This is a genomic window from Humibacter ginsengiterrae, assembly GCF_054780115.1.
In genome coordinates this window covers 1-24,440 of record NZ_BAAGWY010000026.1, presented here as the reverse complement: position 1 = coordinate 24,440, position 24,440 = coordinate 1, and the positions used below count along the sequence as shown (strand labels likewise).

Here is a 24,440-nt window from a genome sequence, read left to right as displayed (position 1 = left end):
CCGCACTACGGGCGGCGGCATCGATCAACGACGCGAACGCGTCATGCCGTTTCTGCGGCGACGACCGGTCATCCAAATCACCGTCCGCGGCCTGGTCGCCGTTCAGGAAGGCGGGTTTCGATTTCGGAGACACCACCGCGGCGATCGCTTGTTCCAGTTTCCCGGAGATCTCCGGCATCAACTCCATCCGATACCGCACCAGCCCACCCCAGGTGCCCAACCGGGTCAGGGTGCGGTGCCGCATCACCTCCTCCGCACCACCCTCCACCCCGTCCGGATCCAACGCGACCCTCCACACCGTGGCCTGCACCCTCGTCTGATCCGCCGTGAACCCCTCCTCCACGGCGGAAGCGACCAGGTCGGCCTCCGCGGCGGCCCAGTCCGCGGGATCGGCACGGTGCTCCACGCCAGCCAGGGTGCCGACGATGATCCGAGCGGCATCCTCACCCAGATCCCCGGTCGCGACCGCTTCCGCGACGGTGGGGAACTTCGGCGGCAACAGGCCACCGGTGAGCGACCCACGCACCGTGACCGCCTGCCCGAGCGCAGCACGCCGGACAGCGGTCGCCTCCGACACCCCGGTCAACCGTGCCGTCAACTCGGCTGGGGTGCGGCACCCATTACGGGCGGAGAGCCGTTCCGCACCGAGACCCTTCGGAGAGCGTTCCAGGATCTCCCCAGCACAATGCGCACGCAACGCATCCACCTTCCGACCCAGGGCTTCCACCGCCCGGGTCGCGGACAGCAGCACCTCATCACCGAGACCGTGCACACCGGTCGCGGGGAGCAGGTCATCCACCGCTGAGCAGAGCGCATCGAACGCATCCGACAGTGCCGCCGTGGAGGCGGCGACCGGTGCGTTCGGACTGTTCATACAACCAAGTCAACCAGCACCCACCGACATTCAGAACCTACTCCTGACCAGGTACTTTACCTGTGGACAACCCGGCCGAACAGGCACCTGTGGACGGAAAGCCACGGCAAGCAGGCTCACCCATGGACGGAAAGACACGGCAAGCAGGCTCACCCGTGGGCTGTAGCGTCTGGGGAGCTGCCCTGTCAGCTGGCCCATGGCACCCGCCCCACTCACCCGGCCGTGGCGAGTGTCGCAACCGGCGCGATCGTGCGCGCGTTCGCCGACTCGTACGCGGCGAGGATGATGCCCAGCACCTCCGTGCCCTCCTTCTCGGTGTGCAGCGGACGGGTGCCGTCGAGGATGCTGCGCGCGAAGTGCTCGAGCTCCGCCTGGAACTCGTGCACGGGCTCGAGCTCGAGGATGGTCGGCTCGCTCTCCCCGCGTCGGCGGTAGCTGAGCGAGGTGCCGTCGCTCGTCAGACTGCCCTGCTCACCGACGACCGAGAACTTCTCGGTGCCGTCCGCGGCCTGGTACGCCCAGCTCGTCACGATCGTCCCGATCACACCGTTGTCGAATCGAACGAGCACGGTCGCCGAGTCCTCGCCCTCCATGAACGCGAGCCGGTGAGTGGCCAGCATGGCGGCGACCTCGACCGGCGAACCGCCTGCGAGGTGCAGCAGGAGGTAGGTCGGGTGGTAGCCGGTGTCGATGAGCTCGCCGCCGCCGCTCGTCGCCGCGTTGGCGCGCCATCCCATGTTGTCAGGGTTGAAGTCGTTGAAGAAGCTGTCGGTCGTGCGCACCTCGTAGACACGGCCGAGCACACCGTCGTCGATCAACTGCTTCGCGCGGGCGACGGCCGGCAGGAACAGCTGGTTGTGCGCGCACATCAGCGTCACGCCAGCGTCGGTGACCGCTTCGGACACCTCGACCGCCTCTTCCGCGGTGAGGCAGAGCGGCTTCTCGCAGAGGATGTGCTTGCCGGCACGAGCGGCAGCGACGATGGCGTCCTTGTGCAAGTGATGCGGAAGGCAGATGTCGACGGCGTCGATGTCGGCCTCGGCCAGCATCGCGTTGTAGTCGGCGTAGACGGATGCTCCGGTATCGCCCGCGCGTCGCTCCGCGCTCTCGAGCACCGGGTCGGCGATCGCGGCGAACGTGATCGTCTCGGGGTTGCGCAGGTAACCGGCGATGTGCGCACCGGCGATGTTTCCGGCGCCGATGAGGCCGATTCGAACGGTCTTGCTGGTCATGGGCGGTACTCCTTAGGGGTCGTGGCCGCGACCCGGCGCCCGCTCGCGGCCGATTCGTTCGCCGCGACGACCATGCCGGTCAGGGCGGTCGCGTGGCGGAGGTTGTCGTCGGTGAAGAGGCCGTCGTGGATGCTCTGCACCCACAACGCGAACGCCCCTGGACGCGGTTCGGGAAGAGGAACCTCGGCCCAGTGGTCGCCGAACACCCCGCCCTTGGCGAGCAGGCGTTCGCTGCCGAACCCGAACATGAGCGAGGCGGCCGTGCCGCGGAGCTCGATCGTGAAGGCGCCTGGAGTGGTCGCCACCGCCGCCTCGAACACGCCGAGACGACCGCCGGGAAACTCCGCGGTGACCACGGCGTTGTCCTCGACTGCTCGTCCCGTCACGCTGCCGTAGCTCGCGCTGACAGCGATCGGTTCCGCCCGGTGGAACAGCCGGGTCAAGTAGGCCGGGTGGCAACCGAGGTCGGTGAGCGCGCCGCCGATGGCGGCATCCGGGTCTGCGAAACGCTCGGGCAGCCATCCGGCAGCCCAGCCGTCATGCGCGAGCCGCACACGCGTGTAGGTCAGCTCGCCAAGCGATCCCTCGTCGAGGATGCGTTCGATCGCGACGGTGTAGTCGTCGTAGAGCCGCGGCAGCGAAACCGTGAGCACGACGCCGTCGCGCCGGGCGGCGCCGATCAGCTCCTCGCACTCCCCGACCGTCGGTGCGAGCAGCTTCTCGCTGAACACGTGCTTGCCTGCGCGGATCGCGCGCCCGATGACATCCGTGTGCCTGGACGTCTGCGTGGTGATCGTTACGGCGTCGAGATCTTTGCGCGCCAGGAGCTCGTCGAGGTCGGAGACGAACTCGACACCGAACTCCTCGGCGGCCGCGGCGCCGCGCTGCGGGTCGTCATCCCAGACGGCGACGAGTCGCGTGTCGGGGTGCCGCTGAGCAGCGCGCGCGTAGTCTCCGGCGTGAACGTGCCAGAAGCCGATCGCCGCGACGGTGAGTGGTTGGGACATCAGGATGTCTCCTTACGGGTTGAGAAGTGCTCCGATCGTGGCGTAGAGCAGGGCACGAGTGGATTCGGTGACGAGCCAGGGCGCGAAGCCGTCTGCGGCGAGGTAGAAGGTGCCGCGCGCGGCGGGCGCCGGGCTGCCGTTCGCGAGTGGCGCTCCAGGCGGCGTGATGGTGATGGCGGCGTCGCCCGACTGCGGCTCGCGCGCCACCACGTGCGCCCCCTCGCCCGGCTCGCTCACCGTGACCTTCGCCCTGCCGCGGTACACCACGACTTCCCCCGCCATGGCGGAGGCCGCAGGATGCCTGTGGTCGACGATCTCGATCCGGTCGACCGACAGCAGTACGCGCGACGCCGGGGCCAGTCCGAGGGGCACGAGATGGCCCCAGGCGAGCACAGGAATGGCCAGGCGCGACGCCTCGACGATCAGTTCCTCGGACGCCGAGCGGGTGACGATCACGAGGTCTGCCGCCTCGTCGTGGCCGAAGTGCACGTGCATGCCCGACCCGCGCAGGAACTCCGCGAGCTCGCGGTCTCCCGGCGCCGGGTTCGAGCCGCTGTAGATGGAGACCGCCGCGCCGTGCGGGGTGTGCGGATGCGACGGCTCGCCGCCGAGAACGACGATGGCGTCGTCGAGGAGGCTCAGCACGTCGTCGCGTACGACGTCGGCGAACTCGCCCTCCATCGTGCCGCGCGCCTTCAGCAGGTCCTCGAGTGAGGCGACCTCGCTGGGATCGCCGTCGAACGCGAGCACCCGGCACGCCATCGCGCCTGCCGCGCCGGATGCCTGCGCCGCGTCGATCCAGGGCGCCAACTGGACGGCCAGGTCCTCGTCTACACCGCTCGCGGAGGTCTGCGCGAGCCGGGTCAGCAACGACTCGGCGTCCTCGTAGCGGCTCTCGGCGACAGCATCCGAGAGCGCCGCCCACCGCGGTGCAGACGGCGGCCACGAGCTGCAGGCCTCGACAAGGGAACGGAGCCCGGGTGCACCCCCGGTGACCCGCTCGTAGGCTCGCGCCGCGGCATCCTGCGCGTCGTACTGCTCGGGGTCGGCGGCCCACTCCGCGACGGTGGCCAGCGCGAACCGGGACGGCGCGGCCTCGACCATCGGGTTCGAGACGATGCCGACCAGTCCGGGTGCGCGTTGCCGGTCGGTAAGCGGACCGAGGAACACTCGGGAACGGTCGAAGTCGTTCACCGGGAAGTTGTCCCAGAGCACGAGGTCGCGCCCGTAGCTCTCCCTGGCGAGCACGATGTCATCGGCCGTGACCGCTCCCACGACGATGTCCGCTCCGGTCCAGAGCACGAGTGCATCCTGCGGAAGCGTGGCGTCGAGGCCGGCGCGGTACGGGGTGCGGCCGAGGCCGGCGTAGTCCGTCGGGCACACCAGCAGAGGCTCGTCGATGCCGGCCGGCCGCAGGAAGTCCTCCTGGAGCCGGGCAGCGGTCTCGCCGTGCGCCCGTCCGAACGCCTCCGGCTCGTCCATCGGAACGTCGTCGAAGAGCAGTGCGAACGAGCGGATGCCCGCCCCGAGCAGTTGCGCACATTTCGCTGCGAGCGCCTTGTGCTCGGCATCCTCGTCGTACCTCATCGAGAGCCCTGGCGCGATCGTGTAGACGAATCGCACGCCGCGCTGCTCCGCCTCGGAGCACAGGTCGGCGAGAGCGGCCAGGCGATCGTCAGGGTACGGGTCGCGCCACTGCTCGCGGTGCCACGGGTCGTCTTTTGGTGCATAGAGGTAACAATCGAGCCCGGAGGCCGACGCGAACTCGAACCAGCGCAGCCGGTCGTCGTGCGACCAGGGAGCGCCGTAGAAGCCCTCGACGAGGCCGCGCCAGGCGAGCGGATGCGGCTCAGTCGGGTCGGCATCCGGCTCGTTCGCTTCGAGGACGGATTCGTTCACTGCGCGGGTCACTGTGCTCCTTGCAGAAGGTTTTCGGGTTGCAATCGGGCGGTGGATGGGCGTGACCTCAACGGCCTGGCGGAGTGAGCGACGCCACCGCAGCGGCATCCAGCAGCACGGGGGAAAGGGTGTGCAACTGAAGCGTGAGGCGGGCCGCTGCCTCGAGCTCTTCGGCGAGATCGATGGTGGCATCCAGGTCGCGGGCGGCGACGAGGGGACCGTGGTTGGCCAGCAGCAGCACCGGATGCCCGTGGGCGCGCGAGGCGACGGCCGCCGCGAGCTCGGGGCTCCCGGGCTTGGCGTACGGTACGAGCGGTACCGTGCCCAGGCGCATGACCCGGTAGGGCGTCAGCGGAGGCAGCCGCGCGAAACCGTCATCGTCGGGGGCGAGGCACGCGATCGCGGTCGCGTACGGCGAGTGCAGGTGCACGACCGCGGTGGCGTCGGGGTGCGCCGCGTACATCGCCTCGTGCAGCGGCAGCTCCTTGGTCGGCCGTGGCGCATCCGGCAGCCCTGACGCGAGATTCTGCACGGACGACCCCGGCAACGCCGACGGCCCCCGCAACGCCGACGACCCGGGCGACTCGAACGGCACGAGCGCGAGGTCGTCCTCGGCGACCGAGCGCAGCGACGAGCCGGTGGGCGTCGCGATGATCCGGGATCCGGATCGCACGCTCACGTTGCCCGAACTGCCCGGCGAGAGACCGGCCGCGGAGAGATACCGGCAGGCGTGCACCACAGCCGAGCGCAAGAGAGCGGTCTCGCTCATGGCGCGGTCTCCCACGCGTCGTTGAAGAGCGAGGTGCCGCCGAAGTTGCCGGACTTGAGGAGCAGTGCGACGCTGCGGCCATGCGAGTCGCCCACGGTCCACGGCACGCCGGGCGCCGCCTGGGCACCGACGAGCAAGCGCTGGATGCCCAGCCCGGTCACGATGGCCCCCGAGGTCTCTCCTCCGGCGACGATCAGGTGGCTGACGCCGAGCTCGTGCACGGCGAAATTCGCGAGCTCCGAGAAGGCGCCTTCGATGACCTGAGCCGCCCGCTCCAGACCGAGCTCCGCCTGCACCCCGGCCACATCGCCGCGCACGGCGACGAGCGCAGGAAGCATGTCGTGACGACGGGCGGACAGGATGACCCGCAACCGGTCCAGCTCCGCCTCACCCTCCGCGAGGGCGAACGGGTCGAGCAGGTGCTTCTCGCCACGGAAGGTGTCCAGCTGTGCGCGGGTTGCTGCTGAGGCGCTGCCGGCGAGGATGAGCCTGCCGGTCACTGGGACCACGGGCATCCGCACAGGTCGCAGCGTTCCCGCGCCTCGGACCGCGACGCGAGCGAGCGCCGTTCCGACGCCGGCCGCTCCGGCGGCGACCACGGGGCGTTCGCCGGCGAGAAGCAGCACGCTCGCGGCGATCGTGTCGAGGTCGCGCTCGGTGAGGGCATCCGTGAGCACGTGCCCCTCGCCGACGAGTCCTGCCACGTGCTCGGGGCCTCGCTTCACGTCTTCCCAGCGCACGAGGGAGACATCCGCTCGCGTCTGCGGCGACAAGAGGCGCATCACGTTCGAGTCCCGCATCGGTGTCAGCGGGTGCTCGCGCAGCGGCGACTCGGCGAGCGGCACGCCGTCGGCGAAGAGCGTTCCCGCGTACTGCGTGCGGGCGGATGCCGGCGTGGCCGGGGTCCCGACCGTCACGGCGCGGCTCTTCATCCCGCCGGCCATTGCCGGGCCGCCCGCGACCTCGGCCATGGCGTCGGCGATCGGCCCGATGTTGCCGCGCGGTGTCGAGTCGAACGTCGAACAGTACTTCTGGTAGAGCAGCGACGCATCCGCGGCGAGGAGACGCCGTGCCGCAGTCGCCGCCTGGGTGGCGGCCTCGGCGGCGGGCACGGTGCGGATCTTGAGTGCGACCACGGCGCATCCATCGCCGTCGGACGGGAACAGGCGTTCGTCGCCGGCGCTGCCGAACAGCACGCTCGCCGGCAGGCCGGCTTCGACCACCCGCCCGGCGAGATCGCAGGCACCGGTGACGTCGTCCGCCACGGCACCGAGCCGCATCACGAGACGTCGACCTCCTCCGTGGCGGCGACGAGTACCCGCACTCCGGATGCCCGCAGCACCGCGAGATCGTCGGCATCCGCTCCGTCGTCCGTGACGATGGCATCCACGAGGTCGAAACCGCCAACCCGGATCGGCGCTCGCGCCCCGAGCTTCGAGTGGTCGACGAGCAGCACCGTGGTGCGCGCCGAGCGGGACAGCTCCTGCTTGAGCTCGGCATCCAGTGCGTTGGCGCACAGCAGTCCGGTGCGGTCGACGGCGGTCGCCGACAGCACTGCAACGTCGAACGAATGGTCGGCGATCGAGCGCCGGGCGGCCGGTCCCGCGAAGCTGCGCGTCGCGCGCTGGTAGGTGCCGCCGATGGCCACGACGTCGAGGTCTCCACGCTCGATGGCCGCCTGGATCACGGGAGCCGAATGGCTCACGACAGTGGTGCCGGCCGGCACCAGGTCGGTCAGCGGTGCAACGGTCGTCCCCGCGTCGAGCGCGATAGTGGTCGCTCCCTCGAGAAGGGAGAGGCATGCGGCGGCGATCGCCCGTTTCTCGCCGCCCCCGGTTCCGGCGCGCTCGTCGAACGGCCGCGCGTGCCCGAGGTCGGGAAGGCTGGCCCCACCGATCACCCTGCGCGCAAGGCCTTCGGCGGCCAGCTGGCGGAGGTCGCGGCGGATCGTCATCTCCGACACGCCGAACTCGTCCGCGACGGCGGACGACGACACGTAGCCTTCGGCGCCGAGGCGGCGCAGCAGTTCCTCCCGGCGAGCGGGGGCGTCCGCGTATCGCATGCATCCATCCCATCGCGATGACCCCGAGTTGTCAAGAAGTGAACAAAGCTTGACCTGTTTGTCCGAGAACGAACATAATGGAGCGTGCGCGCAGCGTTCCCGGCCGCGATCGGCGTCGACATCGGCACGACCAACACCAAGGTCGTGCTCGCCTCGTTCGACGGCGGCGGCTTTGCCGTTCGCGAAGAGCGCGTTCGCACCGTGCCGACTCCGGCCGGCGGCTCCGCGCTGCAGGATGCCGTGCTCACCGCGATCGGATCGGTCGCGATCGAGGCGCGCGATCGTGTCGTCGGCATCGGCGTGGCATCCATGGCTGAGACCGGAGCACTCGTCGACGCCGACGGGCATCCTCTCGGCGATCTGCTTCGGTGGAACGAGAATGATGGCGGATCCGCGGTCCGCTCGCTCGTGGCGGGCGCCGGAGCTGCGGAGCTGTACGCGGCGACCGGGGTGCCGGTACCCGAGAAGACCCCGCTCGCGCACTGGCTGACCCTCCGGGAGGCGGGGGATGCCCGCTTGAGCCGGGCGTGCTGGGCGGGTGTCGCGGACCTCGTGGTCGCCGCACTCGTGGGCGAGGCCGTGACGGACCACACGCTCGCCGCCCGCACGATGGCCTACCGGCTGAACGGACCGGCCGAACGATTCGACGCCGACCTCCTCGCCCTGGTGGATCTGACCCCCGACCGCTTTCCCCGGGTCGCGCGGCTGGGCGAGAGTGCGGGGACGCTCACGCAGGATGCGGCGGCCGTACTCGGCCTGCCCGCCGGCCTGCCGGTTGTCGCAGCCGGACACGATCACGCCGTTGGGGCGTGGGCCGCGGGCGTTCGGGAGCCGGGATGCGCCGCGGACTCGGTCGGGACATCCGAGGCGCTGTATCGTCTGGCGGCCGAGGTGCCGCGCGAGGCCGCCCGTGAGCAGGGCATGAGCATTGCGCGAGCCGTGGACGGCATCCACGAGTCGCTGCTGGGCGCGAATCCGACGGCCGGTGCGCTCATCGAGTGGGCGCTGGACGAGCTGCTTCCCGGTGCAGACCGCGCGGATGTCTTCGCGGCAGCCGCCGAATGCTCGACCGGTGCGCTCGGGGCGTTCCTCCTGCCCTACCTGCGCGGACGACAGGCTCCGCAGCCGGACCGTTCGGCCCGTCTTCGAGCCGTTCCGGCGCTGGCAGCCGATCCGGGGATGGCGCTGATGGCGGTGCTGACCGGCCTGGTACTGCAGCTCGCGTGGCTGGACTCCGTTCAGACCGGGATTCTCGGGGCGCGCGACGCCGACCTCACCGTGCTCGCTGGCCCTGGCGCGGCGAACGATGCCTGGTGGAATCTGAAGCGGCGCATCCTCACCGGGCGGCTCCGCCGCGTCGACGCCGCCGAACCCGTTGCGACAGGAGCCGCGATGCTTGCCGCTCACCGAGTGGCGGGCATCACCACCACGCTGCCGCTCGACCCTGCGGAGCCGGCGCTCGGCAGCGCGGGCGGATCGGACGGCGGTGCACCGGAACTGCTCGCCGCCTTCATCTCCGCCGCGACGGGCGAGCGATGACTCGTCTCCCCGACTCCGCCCACCGAACCAGCACCACCAGAAGCACCACCAGAAGCACCACCAGTAAGGAATCCCCATGACGAACCCCGCACCGACGCAAGCGGCACGGAGCCTCGACGCGATCGCCCGTCCCACAGGGGCGCTGGCGATGGTGGCGATGGACCAGCGCGAGAGCCTGCGCCACATGTTCGACCTCGCGGGGGCGGGACGCCCGGCCGACGAGGTGCTCGTGCGGTTCAAGCTCGACGTCGCCGACGCCCTCGGGCCGCTCGCCTCCGGCTTCCTGATCGACCGGCACTACGGATTCGAGCGCGTGCGCGAGACACTGCCGGCCGCCACCGGCCTGATTCTCGCGGCGGATGCGCTCGAGCAGGCCGACGGGGGACCGGTCGAGGAGACCGGGCTGGACGAGGTCGTGCTCGCCGAGACCAACCTCGACGGCGTCAGCGCGCTGAAGCTGCTCGTGATCTGGCGACGCGACGAGAGGCGCGCGCAGCGCGTCGAACTCGTGCGGCGCTTCGTGGCGGCGTGCCGCGAACGCGGCGTCCTGTCTGTGCTCGAACCGGTCGTGCGCGCCACGCCCAGGGAACTGGATGATCGCAGCTGGGACCTCGACGTCGCCATCCGTGAGGCCGCGCGCGAGCTCTCCGTGCTCGGCCAGAGCCTGTACAAAGTGCAGGTGCCGCTCGCGGGAACCGGGGACGAGGCTGAGCAGCGTGCAGCGAGCGAGAAGCTGAACGAGGCGATCACCGGTCCGTGGGTCGTGCTCTCGCAGGGGGTCGATCGCCCGGCCTTCCTGCCCGCCGTCGAGGCGGCGTGCCGCGCAGGAGCGAGCGGCTTCCTCGCCGGGCGCGCGCTCTGGAGCGACGTCGTCGGGCATCCGGATGCGCCTCGCGCCCTGCGCGAGCTGTCCGTTCCACGGCTGGAGCGGCTCATCGCGGTCGTCGACCGCGAGGCGCGACCGTGGCGGGAGGCGTCGTGATCGCGGGGCTCCTGCACACCGTTCCCGCGCTCGCCGCGACCTTCGACGGAATGGTGGCCGAGGCCGTAACCGGCGTCGAACGGCAGCACGTCGTCGACGCGTGGATGCTCGAGACCGCGATTCGCGACGGCGTCACGCCGCAGGTGCAGGAGCGGGTGGCGGCCCACCTGGCGCACCTGAGGGAGTGCGGTGCCGACGCAGTGCTCGTGACGTGTTCCTCGATCGGTGAGGCGGCCGAGAGAGCCGGTGCCGGGATGAGCATCCCGGTGCTGCGGGTGGACGAGCCGATGGCGGCCGAGGCCGTGCGTCTCGCCGGAGCCGGAAAAGCCCTGATCGCCGTGTTCGCGACGAACACAGCTACGCTCGGGCCGACGACGCGGCTCATCGAGCGGTACGTCGCCGAGCGGGGATCGAACGCAACCGTGTCGACCACGGTCGTCGAGGAAGCGGCGGCCGCCCGTGCGAGCGGGGACGCGGGGGAGCATGACCGGCTCATCGCAGAGGCTGTGCGCCGGGTCGCCGACTCCGCCGCCGTCATCGTGCTCGCCCAGGCATCGATGGCGGATGCCGCCTCCAGCGCCGGGCTCTCCGTGCCCGTGCTCACGTCCCCGCGCAGCGGCGTGGAGCGTCTCCGGGAGGTGCTCACGTCGTGACGGAGGTCGACCTTCTCGCCTATGCCGACCGGCTCGGCGGCGACCTCGATGGTCTGCGTTCGCTGCTCGACGGGCCGTTGCGCGATTTCGCGGGGGTGCACATCCTGCCGTTCTTCGTGCCCTTCGACGGAGCCGACGCCGGGTTCGACCCCGTCGACCACGGCACGGTCGACCCCCGCCTCGGCGACTGGGACGACGTGCGCGCGATCGCGGCGAACCGAGAGGTCACGGCCGACCTGATCGTCAACCACGTCTCGAGCCGGTCCGCGGAGTTCGCTGACTGGCTCGACCACGGTGAACGGTCCGAGCACGACGGCATGTTCCTCACGTTCCACACCGTCTTTCCGCACGGCGCCACCGAGGCCGACATCACCTCGTTCTACCGACCGCGACCTGGACTGCCGTTCACGGCGTACCGGCTCGCGGATGGCACCAGGCGACTGGTCTGGACCACGTTCCTGCCCACGCAGATCGACCTCGACGTCGCGAACGAGCGCGCCAGGCACTACCTGCGCCGCATCCTCGACACCCTGCGTGCTGGTGGAGTGACGACCGTGCGACTGGATGCCGTCGGCTATGCGGTGAAGACGCCGGGCACGGACAGCTTCATGACGCAGGAGACGCTCGCGTTCGTTCGCGAGATCGTCGCCGTGGCACGCGCCGCCGGCCTTCGCGTGCTCGTGGAGGTGCACGCGCACTACACGCAGCAGCTCGCGATAGCGCCGCTCGTCGACGAGGTGTACGACTTCGCGCTCGCGCCCCTTCTGCTGCACAGCCTCGGCACCGGAACGTGCGACCGGTTGGTGGAGTGGTTGCGCATCCGTCCCGCGAACGCGGTCACGGTGCTCGACACGCACGACGGCATAGGCGTGATCGACGCCGGGCCCAGCGGCGAGCAGCCCGGTCTCATCGATGCCGACGAGATGGCCGCGATCTTCGAACGCGCACGCGTCGCCACGGGCGGCCACTCGGCGATCGCGTCGGTCGTACCCGCCTGGATGCAGTTGCCGCACCAGATCAACGCCACCTTCTTCTCCGTGCTCGGTGCGGATGCCACCGCGTATCTGCTTGCACGCGCCGTGCAGCTGTGGCTCCCCGGCAGTCCGCAGCTCTACTACGTCGGCCTGCTCGGCGGCCTCGACGACACCGAACTGTTCCGTCGCACCGGACAGGGCCGCGACGTCAACAGGCACACGTACACCGCGCCCGAGATCGACGCTGCGCTCGCGAGCACGGTGACGCGCGCCCAGCTGGCGCTCGTGCGTGTGCGCCGCAGGCATCCGGCGTTCGACGGCGACTTCGGATACCGGGTCGACGCCGACGGCGCGTTGCGCCTGGAGTGGGCCTCCGGTGATGCGCGGGCCGCGCTCGCCGTCTCGTTCGCGCCGAAGCCGGTGTTCCGCCTCAGGCTGGAGACACCGGAGGAGATCCGCGAGGCGGCCTCCGTGGAGGAACTCGCGCAGTGGGGAGCACCGGAATGACGATCGAGCAGGTCGACCAGCTCGTACAGGTCACGCGCGGCCCGGCCGAGGTCGTGATCACGACTCCCGCCTACACCTTCGGTGTCGCCCTCACAGTGCCCCGCGCGACGCTCGCCGGCGCGGACGGCGAGCTGTGGAGCGACCTCTCCCTGATCGCGAACGTCGATCGGCTGGGTGAGCCTGACGAGGCGTCCGGGCGGACCGCCGTGACCGTGGAGGAGCAGCCGCACGGCGATGTGGTGGTGCGCGTGGCGGGCGACTCGAGTGCGTGGGCGACCCGCGTGTTCGTGCTGCGCTGCACCCCGGACGAGATCCGTGCACACGTCGAGGTGACGACGGATGCCGACGACGCGCGCATCGCGGATGTCACCGTGTTCGGCGGGCAGGCGGCGCTGCCGACGGGAGCTGCGGGAACGTTCCGCTCGGGCATCCGTTTCCCGTCCCTCTTCGTGCCCACCCCGACCGAGCCCGTCCAGGTGGTGCGGCCGTCGACCAGCCAGGCGCAGCTCGGCGTCGTCGGCGACGCGGAGCCCGGCCGCCTGCACGGCATCTTCTCGCCGCCGCCGCTCGTGTTCGGGCTCGGTCGTCCCACGATCGATCCGGATGCCCCGCATGGCCCCACCGACATGCCGGTGGGTGAGTGGCTCGGCGCCTCGGTCGTGGCGCCCGTCGAGGAGCTCGGGTTCACGACCTTCCGGTACGACGCGCTGGACGGCGGATTCCTGCTGCGTCTCGCGTACGAGGGCCACACCGTGGTCGGGCCTGGCGGATGGTCGTCGCCGGAGTTCGTGCTCCGGCCGGCCGGTTCGCCGCGCTCCGCGATCATCCAGTACCGCGACGACGTCGCCCGTCACGGCTGGGCCGGTGAGCCGGGTTCGGCCGCAGACTGGTGGTACGAACCGATCTTCTGCGGCTGGGGTGCGCAGTCCGCGCTCGCCGTGCGTCTGACCCACGAGGGCGAGGACCTCGCCACGGACTCGCCGCACGGGTTCGTGCTGCCCGACAGTGTCGCGTTCGCCGCGGACCTGGCCCGGCAGGAGCTCTACGATCGCTGGCTTCTGCGCCTCGCCGAGCACGGCATCCGCCCCGGCACCGTCGTCATCGACGACCGTTGGCAGGCGGAGTACGGAACCAACACGGTCGACGAGCAGAAGTGGCCGGACCTGCGCGCCTGGATCGACACGCGGCACGCGGACGGGCAGCGAGTGCTCCTGTGGTTGAAGGCCTGGGATCCGGACGGGCTTCCCGTCGAGCTGACGGTGCAGGACGCCCACGGTCAGGCGGTCGCGGTCGACCCGTCGAATCCGGCATACCTCGACGCGCTCGTCGAGCAGGTGACCTGGATGCTCTCTCGCGACGGTCTCGACGCCGACGGCTTCAAGGTGGACTTCACGCAGCGCGCCCCGTCCGGGCGCACCCTGCGAACGCACGCGGACGGTGTGTGGGGAATCGCCGCGCTGCACCGGCTGGTGCGCACCATCCATGACGCGGCGAAGGCGGCGAAGCCGGACGCGCTCGTCGTGACGCACACCGTGAATCCGTCGTTCGGCGACGTGACTGACATGATCCGGCTCAACGACGTGCTCGTGGAATCCGTGAACGGCGACCCGGTGCCGGTGGTCGACCAGGTGCGGTTCCGCCACGACATCGCCGCGGCCGCGCTGCCGGGGCATCCGATCGACACCGACCAGTGGCCCATGCCGAACCGTCAGGAGTGGCTCGCCTACGCGCGCGTGCAGGCGGAGCTGGGCGTTCCTGCGCTCTACTATGTCGAATCGATCGACAACAGCCGCGAGGCGATCGGCGACGACGACCTCGATGAGATCGCGTTCCTGTGGCGTGGCTATCGAGCGGCACGAGCAGGTCGTCGAGAGGGGCGAGGGATGGCATGAGCGCGTTCACCGAGGTCGCCCCCGGCGTACATCGGTTCGTCGACACGTGCAACGTGTACGTCGTCCTGCCCGAACCAGGTGAGACGGCCGGCGCCATCGCTATCGACTTCGGCTCGGGGGACGTGCTCGACCGTCTCGGCGAACTCGGCCTGACCACTCTCGACGCCGTTCTGATGACGCACCACCACCGCGACCAGGGCCAGGGGCTGTCTCGCGCCGTCGAGGCGGGCATCCCGGTCTGGGTTCCGCCCGTCGAGCAGGACCTCTTCGCGCGAGCGGATGAGATGTGGTCGGCACGTGCGCTCTACAACGACTACAACCTGCGGCAGGACCGGTTCTCGCTGCTCGAACCGATCCCGATCGCCGGCACGGTGCCGGAGTACCGGACGGCGCAGTTCGGCGGCATCCGCGTGAAGACCGTGCCGACGCCAGGGCACACCATGGGGTCGGTCAGCTATCTGATCGACCGCGACGGTGGACGCATCGCGTTCACCGGCGACCTCATCTACGCGCCCGGCAAGGTGTGGTCGCTCGCCTCGACGCAGTGGTCGTACACCGAGAACGAGGGCCCGGCCATGAACGTGCTCTCGTGCCATCTTCTGCGCGACGAGGGTCCGGACATCCTGCTGCCATCGCACGGCGAACCGATGACGGATGCCGCCGCCGCGCTCGAGCTGCTGGCCGATCGGATGAGCGGGTACGTGGACTCGCGGCGCACCCGCGCCTGGGATCTGCACGACTGGCTGAAGCGCCCGTTCGTGCGGCTCACCGACCACCTGCTCCTGAATCGCACGGCCAACTCGTGCTCGTACGTGCTGCTCAGCGACGACGGTCCGGCGCTGCTCATCGACTACGGCTACGACATGTCGACGGGCTGGCCGGCCGGCACCGACCGTGCGGCCCGCCGGCCGTGGCTCGCCTCGCTTCCCGCGCTGAAGCGGGACTACGGCGTCACCGAGGTCGAGGTCGTGCTCGCCACCCACTACCACGACGACCACGTCGCCGGCATGAACCTGCTGCGCGACGTCGAGGGAACGCAGGTCTGGCTTCCCGAGAACGTCGAGCCGATCATGGCGGATCCGATGCGAACCGACCTGCCCTGCCAGTGGTTCGAGCCCATTCCGGCCGACCGGGTGCTGCCGCTCGGCGAGGCCGTGCAGTGGCACGAATACGAGATCACCACCCATCCGCTGCCCGGACACACCCTCTACGCGGCGGCGTTCGAGTTCGAGGTCGACGGGCTGCTGGTGCTGGCCACCGGAGACCAGCAGGCGGCAGACGGGCGGCTCGGCGTGCAGCGGGAGATCCTCAACTACCAGTACCGCAACCGGTTCCGCCGCGACGACTATCGCGCGAGCGCCGCGCTCTACCGGCGCATCGCTCCCGGTCTGATGATCACTGGCCACTGGCAGGGACGCGAGGTCGACGAAGACTACCTGCGCCTGCTCGAGCAGCAGGGCGACGAGCTCGCAGGCATCCACGACGACCTTCTGCCCGATGACGGCCTGCGGCCGCCGGCCGACGGAAACCTCGTGCTCGTCGAACCGTTCTATCTGCGCACGGATGCCGGGGCCTGGCTCGACTACGACGTGGTCGTCGTGAACCCCTTCGACGAGCCCCGGGATGTCGTGGCGCGGCTGGTGGTTCCGCCGGGCTGGAGCGCACCCGCACCCGCCAGCGGGCGTGCGGACGCCGGGGAGACGGTGCGGCTGCGATTCCGGGTGCGGGCATCCTCAGCGCCGGCGAAGCGGCAGCGGCTGGCCGCCGACGTCACGCTCGGTGCCACGCGGCTCGGCCAGGCCGCGGACGCGGTCGTCGACACGCTTCGTTGATCGACGCCGGGGCCTCCGGCGCGTCCAAAACAGGCAGGAAAGCGAATTCCTCCCGAGAACAGGCTGATTTGGCCTGTTCTCGAGAGGAATGCCTGTTTTCGGGACCACGGGCAGCGGTCCGACGGTGCGCGAGAACGGAGCTGTGTGAGTTGACCCGCTTGCGGAGCACGACCTACTATTTGTGGGAACGATTCCACATGATCGGCCGGGACCGGGCGATCGTGAAGCTCCGGAAGGACATGATGGCAACTGGCCCACGAGCGGTCCTCTCGCTCGACATCGGCGGAACCAAGCTGGCCGTCGCCGTCGTCACGGAGGACGGCCGAACCCACGGACTCGTCATCGAACCGACTCGTCGCGAGGAGGGTCCCGGTGTAATCGTTCCCAGACTCTTCGAGATCGGACACCGCGCCATCGCGTCGTCGGGCATCCCGGCCTCCGACATCGCGGCCGTCGGAATCTCGTGCGGTGGCCCACTCGACGCCGGCGTGCTGACCGGCCCGCTCCACCTGCCCGGATGGGTCGACGTGCCGATCGTCGACCTCGCGTCGCGCGAGTTCGGCGTTCCCGCCGTGCTGGAGAACGACGCGACCGTCGGCGCACTGGGCGAGTTCCGCTACGGAGCGGCGCGCGGCACCTCCACCATGATCTACCTCACGATCTCCACCGGCATCGGCGGGGGCGCCATCGTCGACGGACGCCTGCACCGCGGAGCCGCTGGCAACGGCGGCGAGTTCGGCCACGTCATGGTGCGCACCGGCGGCCGGCCCTGCCTGTGCGGGCGGCGCGGATGCCTGGAGTGCTACGCCTCGGGCACGTCCATCGCCCTGCGTGCTCGCGAAGCCGTCGCAGTGCGCGGGGCGGGTTCCGTGCTCGCCGGTGTTGCGGACATCCGTTCGGAAGACGTGGTCGCGGCGGCATCGGCCGGCGACCCGCTCGCGGTCGAGCTGTGGGAGGAGACCATCGACGTGCTCTCCGTCGCCATCACCGACCTGGTGAACGTCTTCGAGCCCGATCTCGTCGTGCTCGGCGGCGGGGTGACGCGGTCCGGCGACGAGCTCATCGAGCCGATCCGTGCACGCGTCGCCGCTGCAGCCATGCCGCCCGCAGCCGCGGCATCCAACGTCGTACTCGCCGGGCTCGGCGACGTGGTGTGCGTGGTCGGCGCCGGCGCAGTCGCGTTCGACCACCTCGACCGGCTCGCGAGCGGAAGCGTGCCAGTACCGGAGCCGCACCATGCCTGAGATCGCCAACGACTGGATGAGTCGCCAGCTGAAGGAGCACATCGCCGTCGCCGAAGCCGGGGAGGAGCTCGTGCCTGCGCTCCACCGGGTCGGTGCGGTGCTGTGCTCCGCGTTCGCTGCCGGGCGCATCCTCTACACGTTCGGAAACGGTGGCAGCGCGGCCGACGCGCAGCACTTCACCGGCGAGATCATCGGGCACTACAGCCGCGACCGGCGTCCGCTCGGAGCGGTGACGCTCAGCACCGATCCGTCGGCGCTGACCTGCATCGCGAACGACTACTCGTACGACGAGGTGTTCGCGAGGCAGGTGCGCGGCCTCGTGCGGCCCGGCGACGTGGTCGCCGCGTTCACCACGAGCGGCAGGAGCCCGAACGTCGTGCTGGCCCTCCAGGCGGCGAAGGCGGCGGGCGCGACCACCGTGCTGTTCGGCGGGGGCGAGGGCGGTGCCGCACGGCAGCACGCCGACCACTGCCTGCTGAGCCCGTCCACTTCGACCCCGAGAATCCAGGAGTTCCACACCTTCATGCTCCATGTGCTGTCCGAGATGGTGGATGCCTGGGCCGCCGGCGAATCGAATGACGCACTCGAGGAGACCGCACCGTGAAAGACCGCGAAGCGCAGCAGCGCGCAGAGGACTGGAAGCCGGAGGAGGACCCCGCGATGCGCGGTCCACGCGAAGCGAGCCGGAAGGAGTACGAGCCGAGCGAGGGCGCCGGCACGATGGAGAAGGCTTCGATGGACTCCGCGAACGAGCACTTCGCTCCGGTGATCGCGGGCGAGCCGCCCGCGACAGACCTCTCGACGGTCAAAGCGCCGGTCTCCAACGCGCCCTCCGGAACCCAGCCGGTCGAGCTCGAGCCGGCCCGCCGGCCGACGGCGACCCCGCAGCGCACCCTGCACATGGTCGGCAACGCCCACCTGGACCCGGTGTGGCTCTGGCCCTGGCAGGAGGGCTACCAGGAGGCGCGCGCCACGTTCTGGTCCGCCATCCAGCGCATGGACGAGTACGACGACTTCGTGTTCACCTGCGACCAGATAGTTCTGCTGAGCTGGGTCGAGGAGTCCGACCCTGAACTGTTCGCGCGCATCCAGGACCGCGTCGCCGAGGGCCGGTGGGTCAACGTGGGTGGCTGGTGGGTCGAGCCCGACAACAACCTGCCGATGGGGGAGAGCTTCGTGCGGCAGGGGCTCTACGGGCAGCGCTACCTCCTCTCCCGATTCGGCAAGCCGGCGACAGTGGGGATGAACGTCGACCCGTTCGGGCACAACGCGATGATCCCGCAGATCCTGCGCGGTCAGGGCATGGACTCCTACGCGTTCCTGCGGCCGGGGCCGCACGAGTCCGACCTCACGTCGACGCTGTTCTGGTGGGAGTCGCCGGACGGATCCCGGGTGCTCGCCTATCGCATCCCCTTCGAGTACGGCAGCCCGCCAGGGGCGATCGACTACCAGACCGAGAAGGCGATCGGCTCACTGGACCGCGAGATGGGCGACGCGATGGTGTTCTACGGTGTGGGCAACCACGGCGGCGGTCCGACGATCGCGAACATCGAGTCCATCCACCGCTACGACCGCATGGGCACCTTCGGAAGGATGACGATGTCGTCTCCACGCACCTACTTCGACGAGGTTCTCGGCCGTGGCGAGGCGTTCCTCGATGCCCTGCCGGTTCGTCGCAGCGACCTGCAGATGCACGCGAGGGGTTGCTACTCCGCGCACTCGGGCATCAAGGCGTGGCAGCGCCGCGCCCAGTTCGCGGTGCTGAACGCGGAGCGTTGGGCGGCGGTCGTCGCCGTCACCGACGGGATCGACTACCCGCGCGACGAGCTGGAGACCGCCTGGAAGCAGGTGCTGTTCAACCAGTTCCACGACATCCTCCCCGGCTCCGCCATCGAGCCTTCGTATGAGGATGCCCGCGACCAGCTCGGCGAGGCCGTCGCGATCTCCAAGCGCATCGTCACGCGTGCGCAGAACACCATCGCCCGCCAGGTCGACGTGCCCCGCGAGGACGGCACGCAGCCCGTGCTCGTCTTCAACCCGCATCCATGGCCCGTCTCGACGGATGTCGTCTTCCAGTACGGATCGCAGCGTACGGGTGTGCACGTGGTCGACGAGAACGGCGACGAGGTGGTCTTCCAGAACACGCAGTCGACCGCGACGACCTCTGATGTCTCGCGCGGTGCGGTGGTGTTCCGCGCTGAGGTGCCGGCGCTCGGGTATCGCCTGTACCGGCTGCGGCCGGGACGCGGGTCGGGCGCCGGCACGTCTCTCGAGGTCTCCGAGCGCGTGCTGGAGAACGAGCACGTGCGCATCGAGCTCGATCAGCGCACAGGATGGATCTCGTCGTACCTGCTGAAGTCCACCGGAATCGATCTCATGGCCGGCGTCGACGGTGAGCAGCACACGCAGATCACGGACGACCCGACCGACACGTGGGGCCACCGCGTCGTCTCCTACGCGTGGCCGGGCACTCCGATGGCGCTGAAGCGCATCGTGGTGCGCGAGACAGGTCCCCTGCGCTCGCGGGTGCGCATCGAGCGCGAGTGGCACGCATCCACCCTCATCGAAGAGTTCGTGCTCGACCACGACTCGCCCGTGCTGCGGGTGAACGTCACGCTCGACTGGCGGGAGCACGCGCACCTGCTCAAGCTGCGGTTCCCGACCGTGCTGAAGCAGACGACCGCGACCTACGAGATTCCGTTCGGTCACCTGGAGCGGCACGTCAACGGGTCGGAGCAGCCGGCGCAGTCCTGGGTCGACCTCACCGGCACGATCGGCGGCGAGCCCGCCGGCCTGACCGTCGTCGCGACGAACAAGCACGCCTACGACACGTCGGATGGACAGGGACCGTCGATCGGCATCACCGCCGTTCGGAGCCCGGTCTACTCGTGGCACGACCCGCGGCTCCTGGATCCCGACGGCATCTACAGCTTCCAGGATCAGGGCATCCAGAACTTCAGCTACGAGCTCGTGCCGCACGCAGGCGACTGGCGTGAAGCCGATCCGGTACGCCGAGCCCTGCTGCTCGGCAATGCGGTGCGGGCGATGCAGGAGTCGTTCCACGATGGCGTGCTGCCGCCGGTGCACTCCTTCGCCTCCGACGGCGGAGGAAGCGTCATGGTCACGGCGCTCAAGGGCACCGAGGATGCCTGCGACGCGCTGGGCGGGGCGGATGTCGTCGTGCGCGCGATCGAGACCCGCGGCGAGCCCGGCCGTTCGCGCATCCAGCTGCCGATGCTCGGACGCACCATCGAGGAGGACTTCGGGGCGTCGCAGCTGCGGACGTTCGTGGTGCCGTCCGACCCGAACGAGCCGGTCCGCGAGGTCGACCTCATCGAGCGACCGCTGTAGCAACACGGGGCGGTTCGCTGAAGCGTGCGACGCCCATGCTCAGCGGCCGAGCGGCCCGGCGTACGCCCTCGCCTGCACGGGGAGGGCCAGGTCGTCGCCGAACCGGCGCACCTGCTCGCGCAGTCCGTCCGGCTCGACCGGCCTGAACCGGTAGTGCAGCGTTCCGGTGAACTTCTGCGTCGCCTGGAAGTTCGTGAAGTGCAGGTTGTTCATCACCCAGCTGTTCACGTGCCCGACCGGGGCATCCAGTGTGCGCGCCCACTGCCCGGTGTGGAAGCCGCCGAGCTGCACGAGCGGGGCATCCGCCGACCCCCACAGCACCGCGCCGCCTTCGCCGCACACGCCGATCGCGTGCTGGATGGAGTACCAGTCCTTCGACGTGTCCGGGAGCTGCTCCGACTCCGCCGCGAACGCGGCACCGGCGGTCTCGAGCAGGAACTCGGGCTCACGGATGCCGAACGGAAACGCGACGAACACGCTCTCCGGTGCGAATTCCCCGGGTTTCGAGATCCACACGGCGAGATCGATGACGTCGAGGTCGCGGTAGAGCGTGAGCGCGTGTGCAACCTCGATCGGAGCGCGGCGATCGTCGCCGGCCACCCGGCCGGTCCACTCGATCCGAGCGAACGCATCCGTCTCGCTCACGCGCGGCGTCTCGTCCGATCGGGTGTGCGTGCGCTCGAACTCGGGGCCGGAGAACGCGGGGTTGAAGTTCTTCGGGTTCTCGAACATCGGATGCTCGCGGGTCGCCGGCACCTCCGTCACGACCGCGCCGAGCCCGTGCGGGCATCCGGGATCCACGAGCTCGCGTCCCGTGACGCTGTCGGTGAGCGAGACGACACCGCCGCGGACCGGGTCGACGATCGCGCGGTACCTGCCGGCTTCGGCGACGGTGCTCGGGATGCCGGCCGGGAGGTCGGCGGGAACGGGCAGCACGGCGACGCCGTGCGGCGGCAGGTCGGCGATAAGAGTGGCGCGACGTGACCCCACTTCGGCCTCCACCGGCTCGCGGCGGGGCCGGTCGGTGAGGTTCGCGACGAGCACGCCGTCTGCCGCACGGACATCCGTGCCGGCGGCGGCGAGACGGTAGAGCGCCTCCACCGCGAGGTCGCGCGCCTCGTCCCAGGCCGCGTAGGCGAAACCGGCCTTCGCGTTCCAGTGCGAGTGACTGAAGTGCGAGTGCGGCTTCGAGTACGTCTCCCACGAACCCCAGGTGTGCTCGCCGAAGAGCAGCAGCTGCTCGTCGACCGCGTCGAAGGCACGCGCGAGCTCGGCCTCGTCGCGAAGCCGCACCGGACCCCGGCGGTAGCCGAGCACGGTCGCGAGCGCCGGCTCGCCCTCGCCGCGTGCCCGTGCCAGGCGGAACGCCTCCCGCGCCGCTCGCGCGAACCGCCGAGCCTCGCGGTACACGGCCACCTCCCGCGCCGTGGATCCGTGTCCGTGAGACCACCAGTCGGCCCACTCGCCGCGCAGCACGGGCAGGTCGTCCGGTGCCTGGGCGATCAGGGCATCCATCGCGGCGTCCGTCGTCGAGGTGGCCATGGCACAGTCCGGATGCCGCTCGTTCCACGCGCGTACGACGTCGACGAAGAGCGCGGTCGGCCAGCGGTTGTCGTTGCCTGCGTGCACCACAGCGGTGTCGAACGGGTAGTCGTCGCGGGCATCCAGTCGCTCGACGAACCGCCGGATGCTCTCGCACGCGAGCTCCACGTCGCCGTCGACGATGCCCCACTCCTCCCCGAATCCGTAGTGGGTCGACAGCAGCGTGAAGACGCGCCTGCCCGACGGCGCCTCCCACCAGAACGCGCTGGGCTGCTCGAGCGGCGCCCGCCCGTGATCCGGGTTGAGTGCCATCAGCAGACGGTCGATGCCGGCGTCGAGCATCGCATCGGCTGCGCCCCAGGCGATGCCGTTCACGTCGCCGTGCTGCTCGGTGCGGATCGGGATGCCATGTGCTTGTTTCCCGGACAGCGCCCGGATCTCCTCGAGCGCGCGATATGCGGCCGCGAACTCGGGCGCGTCAGGAAGCTGCGTCAGGTTGAGGTATCCGCCCGTCACGCAGAGTGTGCCCTCGGCCACCTGCCGGCGGAGGCTCTCGCGTTCGGCCGGAGTGGACGTGCGCAGAAACGTCAGCACGGGGCGGGCGACCTCGAACGTCCAGCGGAACCGGTCGGGCGCATCCAGAGGCTGGTCATCCGCATCCGCGAGCCGCAGCACCTCGCGCACGATCTCGCCGTGCATCCGGTCGATGATCCGCGGGCTGTTCGTGTAGCCGACGTCGTGATGGGTGTGACCGAGCAGGAGCAGCCGGCGGATCCTGGCCATGTGTTCATCCTCGTGATGTGAAGAATGTGGCATCGTTACCACAACGAGTCTACCGAGGAGCGTGCATGAAGAACGAGCTGGCCTTCAACGGGGCGAACTATGTCGCGCGGCAGCTGAACTGGTCGATGCCGGGCGGCTGGGGGCAGGGTGTGAAATCGGCGGAGGCGTGGTTCCGGCCGGCGGAGGCCTTCGCCGAACGATTCGACGCCATGCTCGCTGAGGTCGCGGAGCTCGGCTTCACCGGATACGACCTCTGGTGCGCCCAGTTGGACAGCGAGTGGGCGACGCCGGAGCACATCGACGCGGCGCGCGCTGCCGGCCAGCGGTACGGCATCCGTCTCACCAGCTATGCCGGTGGACCGTTCGGCGAGACGGCCGAAGAGTGCGAGCGGGTGTGCGCCATGCTCGACGCGCTCGACGTGCCTGTGCTGGCCGGCTACAGCGCCTTCGCGGAGCGGAATCCGGATGCTTTCGCCGGGCTGCTGGAGAAGTACGGGCTGCGCTACGGGCGGGAGAACCACCCGGAGGGCAGTGTGGCCGAACTGTTGGCGAAGGTGGAGGGCATCCCCGGAGAGCGCGTCGGAGTCACTGTCGACACCGGATGGTTCGCGACGCAGAGCTGCGATCCGGCCGCCGCGATCCGCGAGCTGGGGCCTGCCGTCGAGTACATCCATCTGAAGGATGTTCGTGCGCCCGGCGCGCACGACACCTGCGCGTTCGGCGAAGGCATCGTCGACATCGCGGACTGCGTTCGTGCAGCGGCGGACATCGGGTACGACGGTCCGCTGTCGATCGAGCACGAGCCGGAGGAAGGCGACCCGAGGGACGCCGTCGCCCGCAGCCGCGTGATCGTGGAAGCCCTCCTCGCGGAGACGCGCTAATGGCCGTTCACCCGGTGGCGATCGTCGGTTGCGGTGTGATCGCGCAGTCGTAGGCCGCAGAGATCGACGCGGCGCACGAGCTCGAGCTCGTGGCGGCTCGTGTCTCTTCGTCGCCGTTTCTCTTCGTCGTCGCTCAATCCAGTTCGCGACTTCATTCGCGTCGTTTGGGTTTGCCGCGTGCGGTTCCGGTGGGTCGCCATTGCCCGGTGGGGTCGATCCATGCTGGTGCGCGTACGTGTGGTGCCCCGTGGATCATGCGGATGGCCCAGCCTCCGGTGTCGACGTAGTGGTGGTGGTACCAGCACAGCGCAGGCTGTCGCATGAATCTGGGTCTCGTTTCGGTGAGTCGAGCCGGTTTATTCCCTGGTCAGGGGATAATTAGGTGTGGGTGTGAATGTGCGTTCCGGGGATCTGGAT

The 24,440-nt window shown here is 70.0% G+C and carries 19 protein-coding genes; 10 read left to right on the top strand and 9 right to left on the bottom strand.

The window, feature by feature from the left end; all coding sequences use genetic code 11:
* The 7 genes from ACYVII_RS18735 to ACYVII_RS18705 all read right to left on the bottom strand — a co-directional run.
* On the bottom strand, positions 1-874 hold an 874-nt coding region (locus ACYVII_RS18735; protein ID WP_460537860.1), incomplete at its 3' end, for a DUF222 domain-containing protein.
* A 212-nt stretch (positions 875-1,086) separates the two neighbouring features.
* Complete coding sequence (locus ACYVII_RS18730) at positions 1,087-2,106, bottom strand: Gfo/Idh/MocA family protein (protein WP_460537859.1); 1,020 nt, start codon at positions 2,104-2,106, stop codon at positions 1,087-1,089.
* Positions 2,103-3,113: a Gfo/Idh/MocA family protein gene (locus ACYVII_RS18725; protein WP_460537858.1), complete on the bottom strand. Its 1,011-nt coding sequence runs from the start codon at positions 3,111-3,113 to the stop codon at positions 2,103-2,105. The genes ACYVII_RS18730 and ACYVII_RS18725 overlap by 4 nt, the downstream gene beginning before the upstream one ends.
* Positions 3,114-3,125: 12 nt before the next feature.
* On the bottom strand, positions 3,126-5,024 hold the full coding sequence (locus ACYVII_RS18720; protein ID WP_460537857.1) for a beta-N-acetylglucosaminidase domain-containing protein: 1,899 nt from the start codon (positions 5,022-5,024) through the stop codon (positions 3,126-3,128).
* Between the two features lie 55 nt (positions 5,025-5,079).
* The gene (locus ACYVII_RS18715; RefSeq protein WP_460537856.1) at positions 5,080-5,781 is read right to left on the bottom strand and encodes a class II aldolase/adducin head domain-containing protein; all 702 of its coding nucleotides are present in this window, start codon (positions 5,779-5,781) and stop codon (positions 5,080-5,082) included.
* Complete coding sequence (locus ACYVII_RS18710) at positions 5,778-7,061, bottom strand: four-carbon acid sugar kinase family protein (RefSeq protein ID WP_460537861.1); 1,284 nt, start codon at positions 7,059-7,061, stop codon at positions 5,778-5,780. Before ACYVII_RS18710 ends, ACYVII_RS18715 begins: the two co-directional genes overlap by 4 nt.
* Positions 7,061-7,843, bottom strand: coding sequence for a DeoR/GlpR family DNA-binding transcription regulator (locus ACYVII_RS18705; protein ID WP_460537855.1), 783 nt, complete (start codon positions 7,841-7,843; stop codon positions 7,061-7,063). Before ACYVII_RS18705 ends, ACYVII_RS18710 begins: the two co-directional genes overlap by 1 nt.
* Before the next feature lie 84 nt (positions 7,844-7,927).
* Between ACYVII_RS18705 and ACYVII_RS18700 the strand changes: the two genes are divergently transcribed.
* The 9 genes from ACYVII_RS18700 to ACYVII_RS18660 all read left to right on the top strand — a co-directional run bounded on the left by ACYVII_RS18700 (position 7,928) and on the right by ACYVII_RS18660 (position 20,817).
* Positions 7,928-9,382, top strand: coding sequence for an FGGY-family carbohydrate kinase (locus tag ACYVII_RS18700; RefSeq protein ID WP_460537854.1), 1,455 nt, complete (start codon positions 7,928-7,930; stop codon positions 9,380-9,382).
* A 76-nt stretch (positions 9,383-9,458) separates the two neighbouring features.
* A complete protein-coding gene (locus ACYVII_RS18695; protein WP_460537853.1) occupies positions 9,459-10,364 on the top strand; it encodes a hypothetical protein in 906 nt (301 codons plus the stop codon).
* A complete protein-coding gene (locus ACYVII_RS18690; RefSeq protein ID WP_460537852.1) occupies positions 10,346-11,017 on the top strand; it encodes an aspartate/glutamate racemase family protein in 672 nt (223 codons plus the stop codon). The genes ACYVII_RS18695 and ACYVII_RS18690 overlap by 19 nt, the downstream gene beginning before the upstream one ends.
* Positions 11,014-12,498: an alpha-amylase family protein gene (gene gtfA / locus ACYVII_RS18685; protein WP_460537851.1), complete on the top strand. Its 1,485-nt coding sequence runs from the start codon at positions 11,014-11,016 to the stop codon at positions 12,496-12,498. Before ACYVII_RS18690 ends, gtfA begins: the two co-directional genes overlap by 4 nt.
* Positions 12,495-14,390, top strand: coding sequence for an alpha-amylase family protein (locus tag ACYVII_RS18680; RefSeq protein WP_460537850.1), 1,896 nt, complete (start codon positions 12,495-12,497; stop codon positions 14,388-14,390). The genes gtfA and ACYVII_RS18680 overlap by 4 nt, the downstream gene beginning before the upstream one ends.
* Entirely contained in the window at positions 14,387-16,222 is a 1,836-nt protein-coding gene (locus ACYVII_RS18675; RefSeq protein ID WP_460537849.1) for an MBL fold metallo-hydrolase, read from the top strand. Before ACYVII_RS18680 ends, ACYVII_RS18675 begins: the two co-directional genes overlap by 4 nt.
* A 197-nt stretch (positions 16,223-16,419) precedes the next feature.
* Entirely contained in the window at positions 16,420-17,466 is a 1,047-nt protein-coding gene (locus ACYVII_RS18670) for an ROK family protein (RefSeq protein WP_460537848.1), read from the top strand.
* The gene (locus ACYVII_RS18665) at positions 17,459-18,070 is read left to right on the top strand and encodes a D-sedoheptulose-7-phosphate isomerase (RefSeq protein ID WP_460537847.1); all 612 of its coding nucleotides are present in this window, start codon (positions 17,459-17,461) and stop codon (positions 18,068-18,070) included. Before ACYVII_RS18670 ends, ACYVII_RS18665 begins: the two co-directional genes overlap by 8 nt.
* Complete coding sequence (locus ACYVII_RS18660; protein ID WP_460537846.1) at positions 18,067-20,817, top strand: alpha-mannosidase; 2,751 nt, start codon at positions 18,067-18,069, stop codon at positions 20,815-20,817. Before ACYVII_RS18665 ends, ACYVII_RS18660 begins: the two co-directional genes overlap by 4 nt.
* A 39-nt stretch (positions 20,818-20,856) precedes the next feature.
* Here ACYVII_RS18660 and ACYVII_RS18655 read toward each other — a convergent pair whose 3' ends face one another.
* On the bottom strand, positions 20,857-23,142 hold the full coding sequence (locus ACYVII_RS18655) for a glycoside hydrolase family 38 N-terminal domain-containing protein (protein ID WP_460537845.1): 2,286 nt from the start codon (positions 23,140-23,142) through the stop codon (positions 20,857-20,859).
* Between the two features lie 65 nt (positions 23,143-23,207).
* On the opposite strand from ACYVII_RS18655, the gene ACYVII_RS18650 reads away from it, so the two are divergent.
* Complete coding sequence (locus ACYVII_RS18650) at positions 23,208-24,023, top strand: sugar phosphate isomerase/epimerase family protein (RefSeq protein WP_460537844.1); 816 nt, start codon at positions 23,208-23,210, stop codon at positions 24,021-24,023.
* A 151-nt stretch (positions 24,024-24,174) separates the two neighbouring features.
* Here the strand turns inward: ACYVII_RS18650 and ACYVII_RS18645 are convergent, their stop codons facing one another.
* A complete protein-coding gene (locus ACYVII_RS18645) occupies positions 24,175-24,345 on the bottom strand; it encodes a hypothetical protein (RefSeq protein WP_460537843.1) in 171 nt (56 codons plus the stop codon).
* Positions 24,346-24,440: the final 95 nt, after the last annotated feature.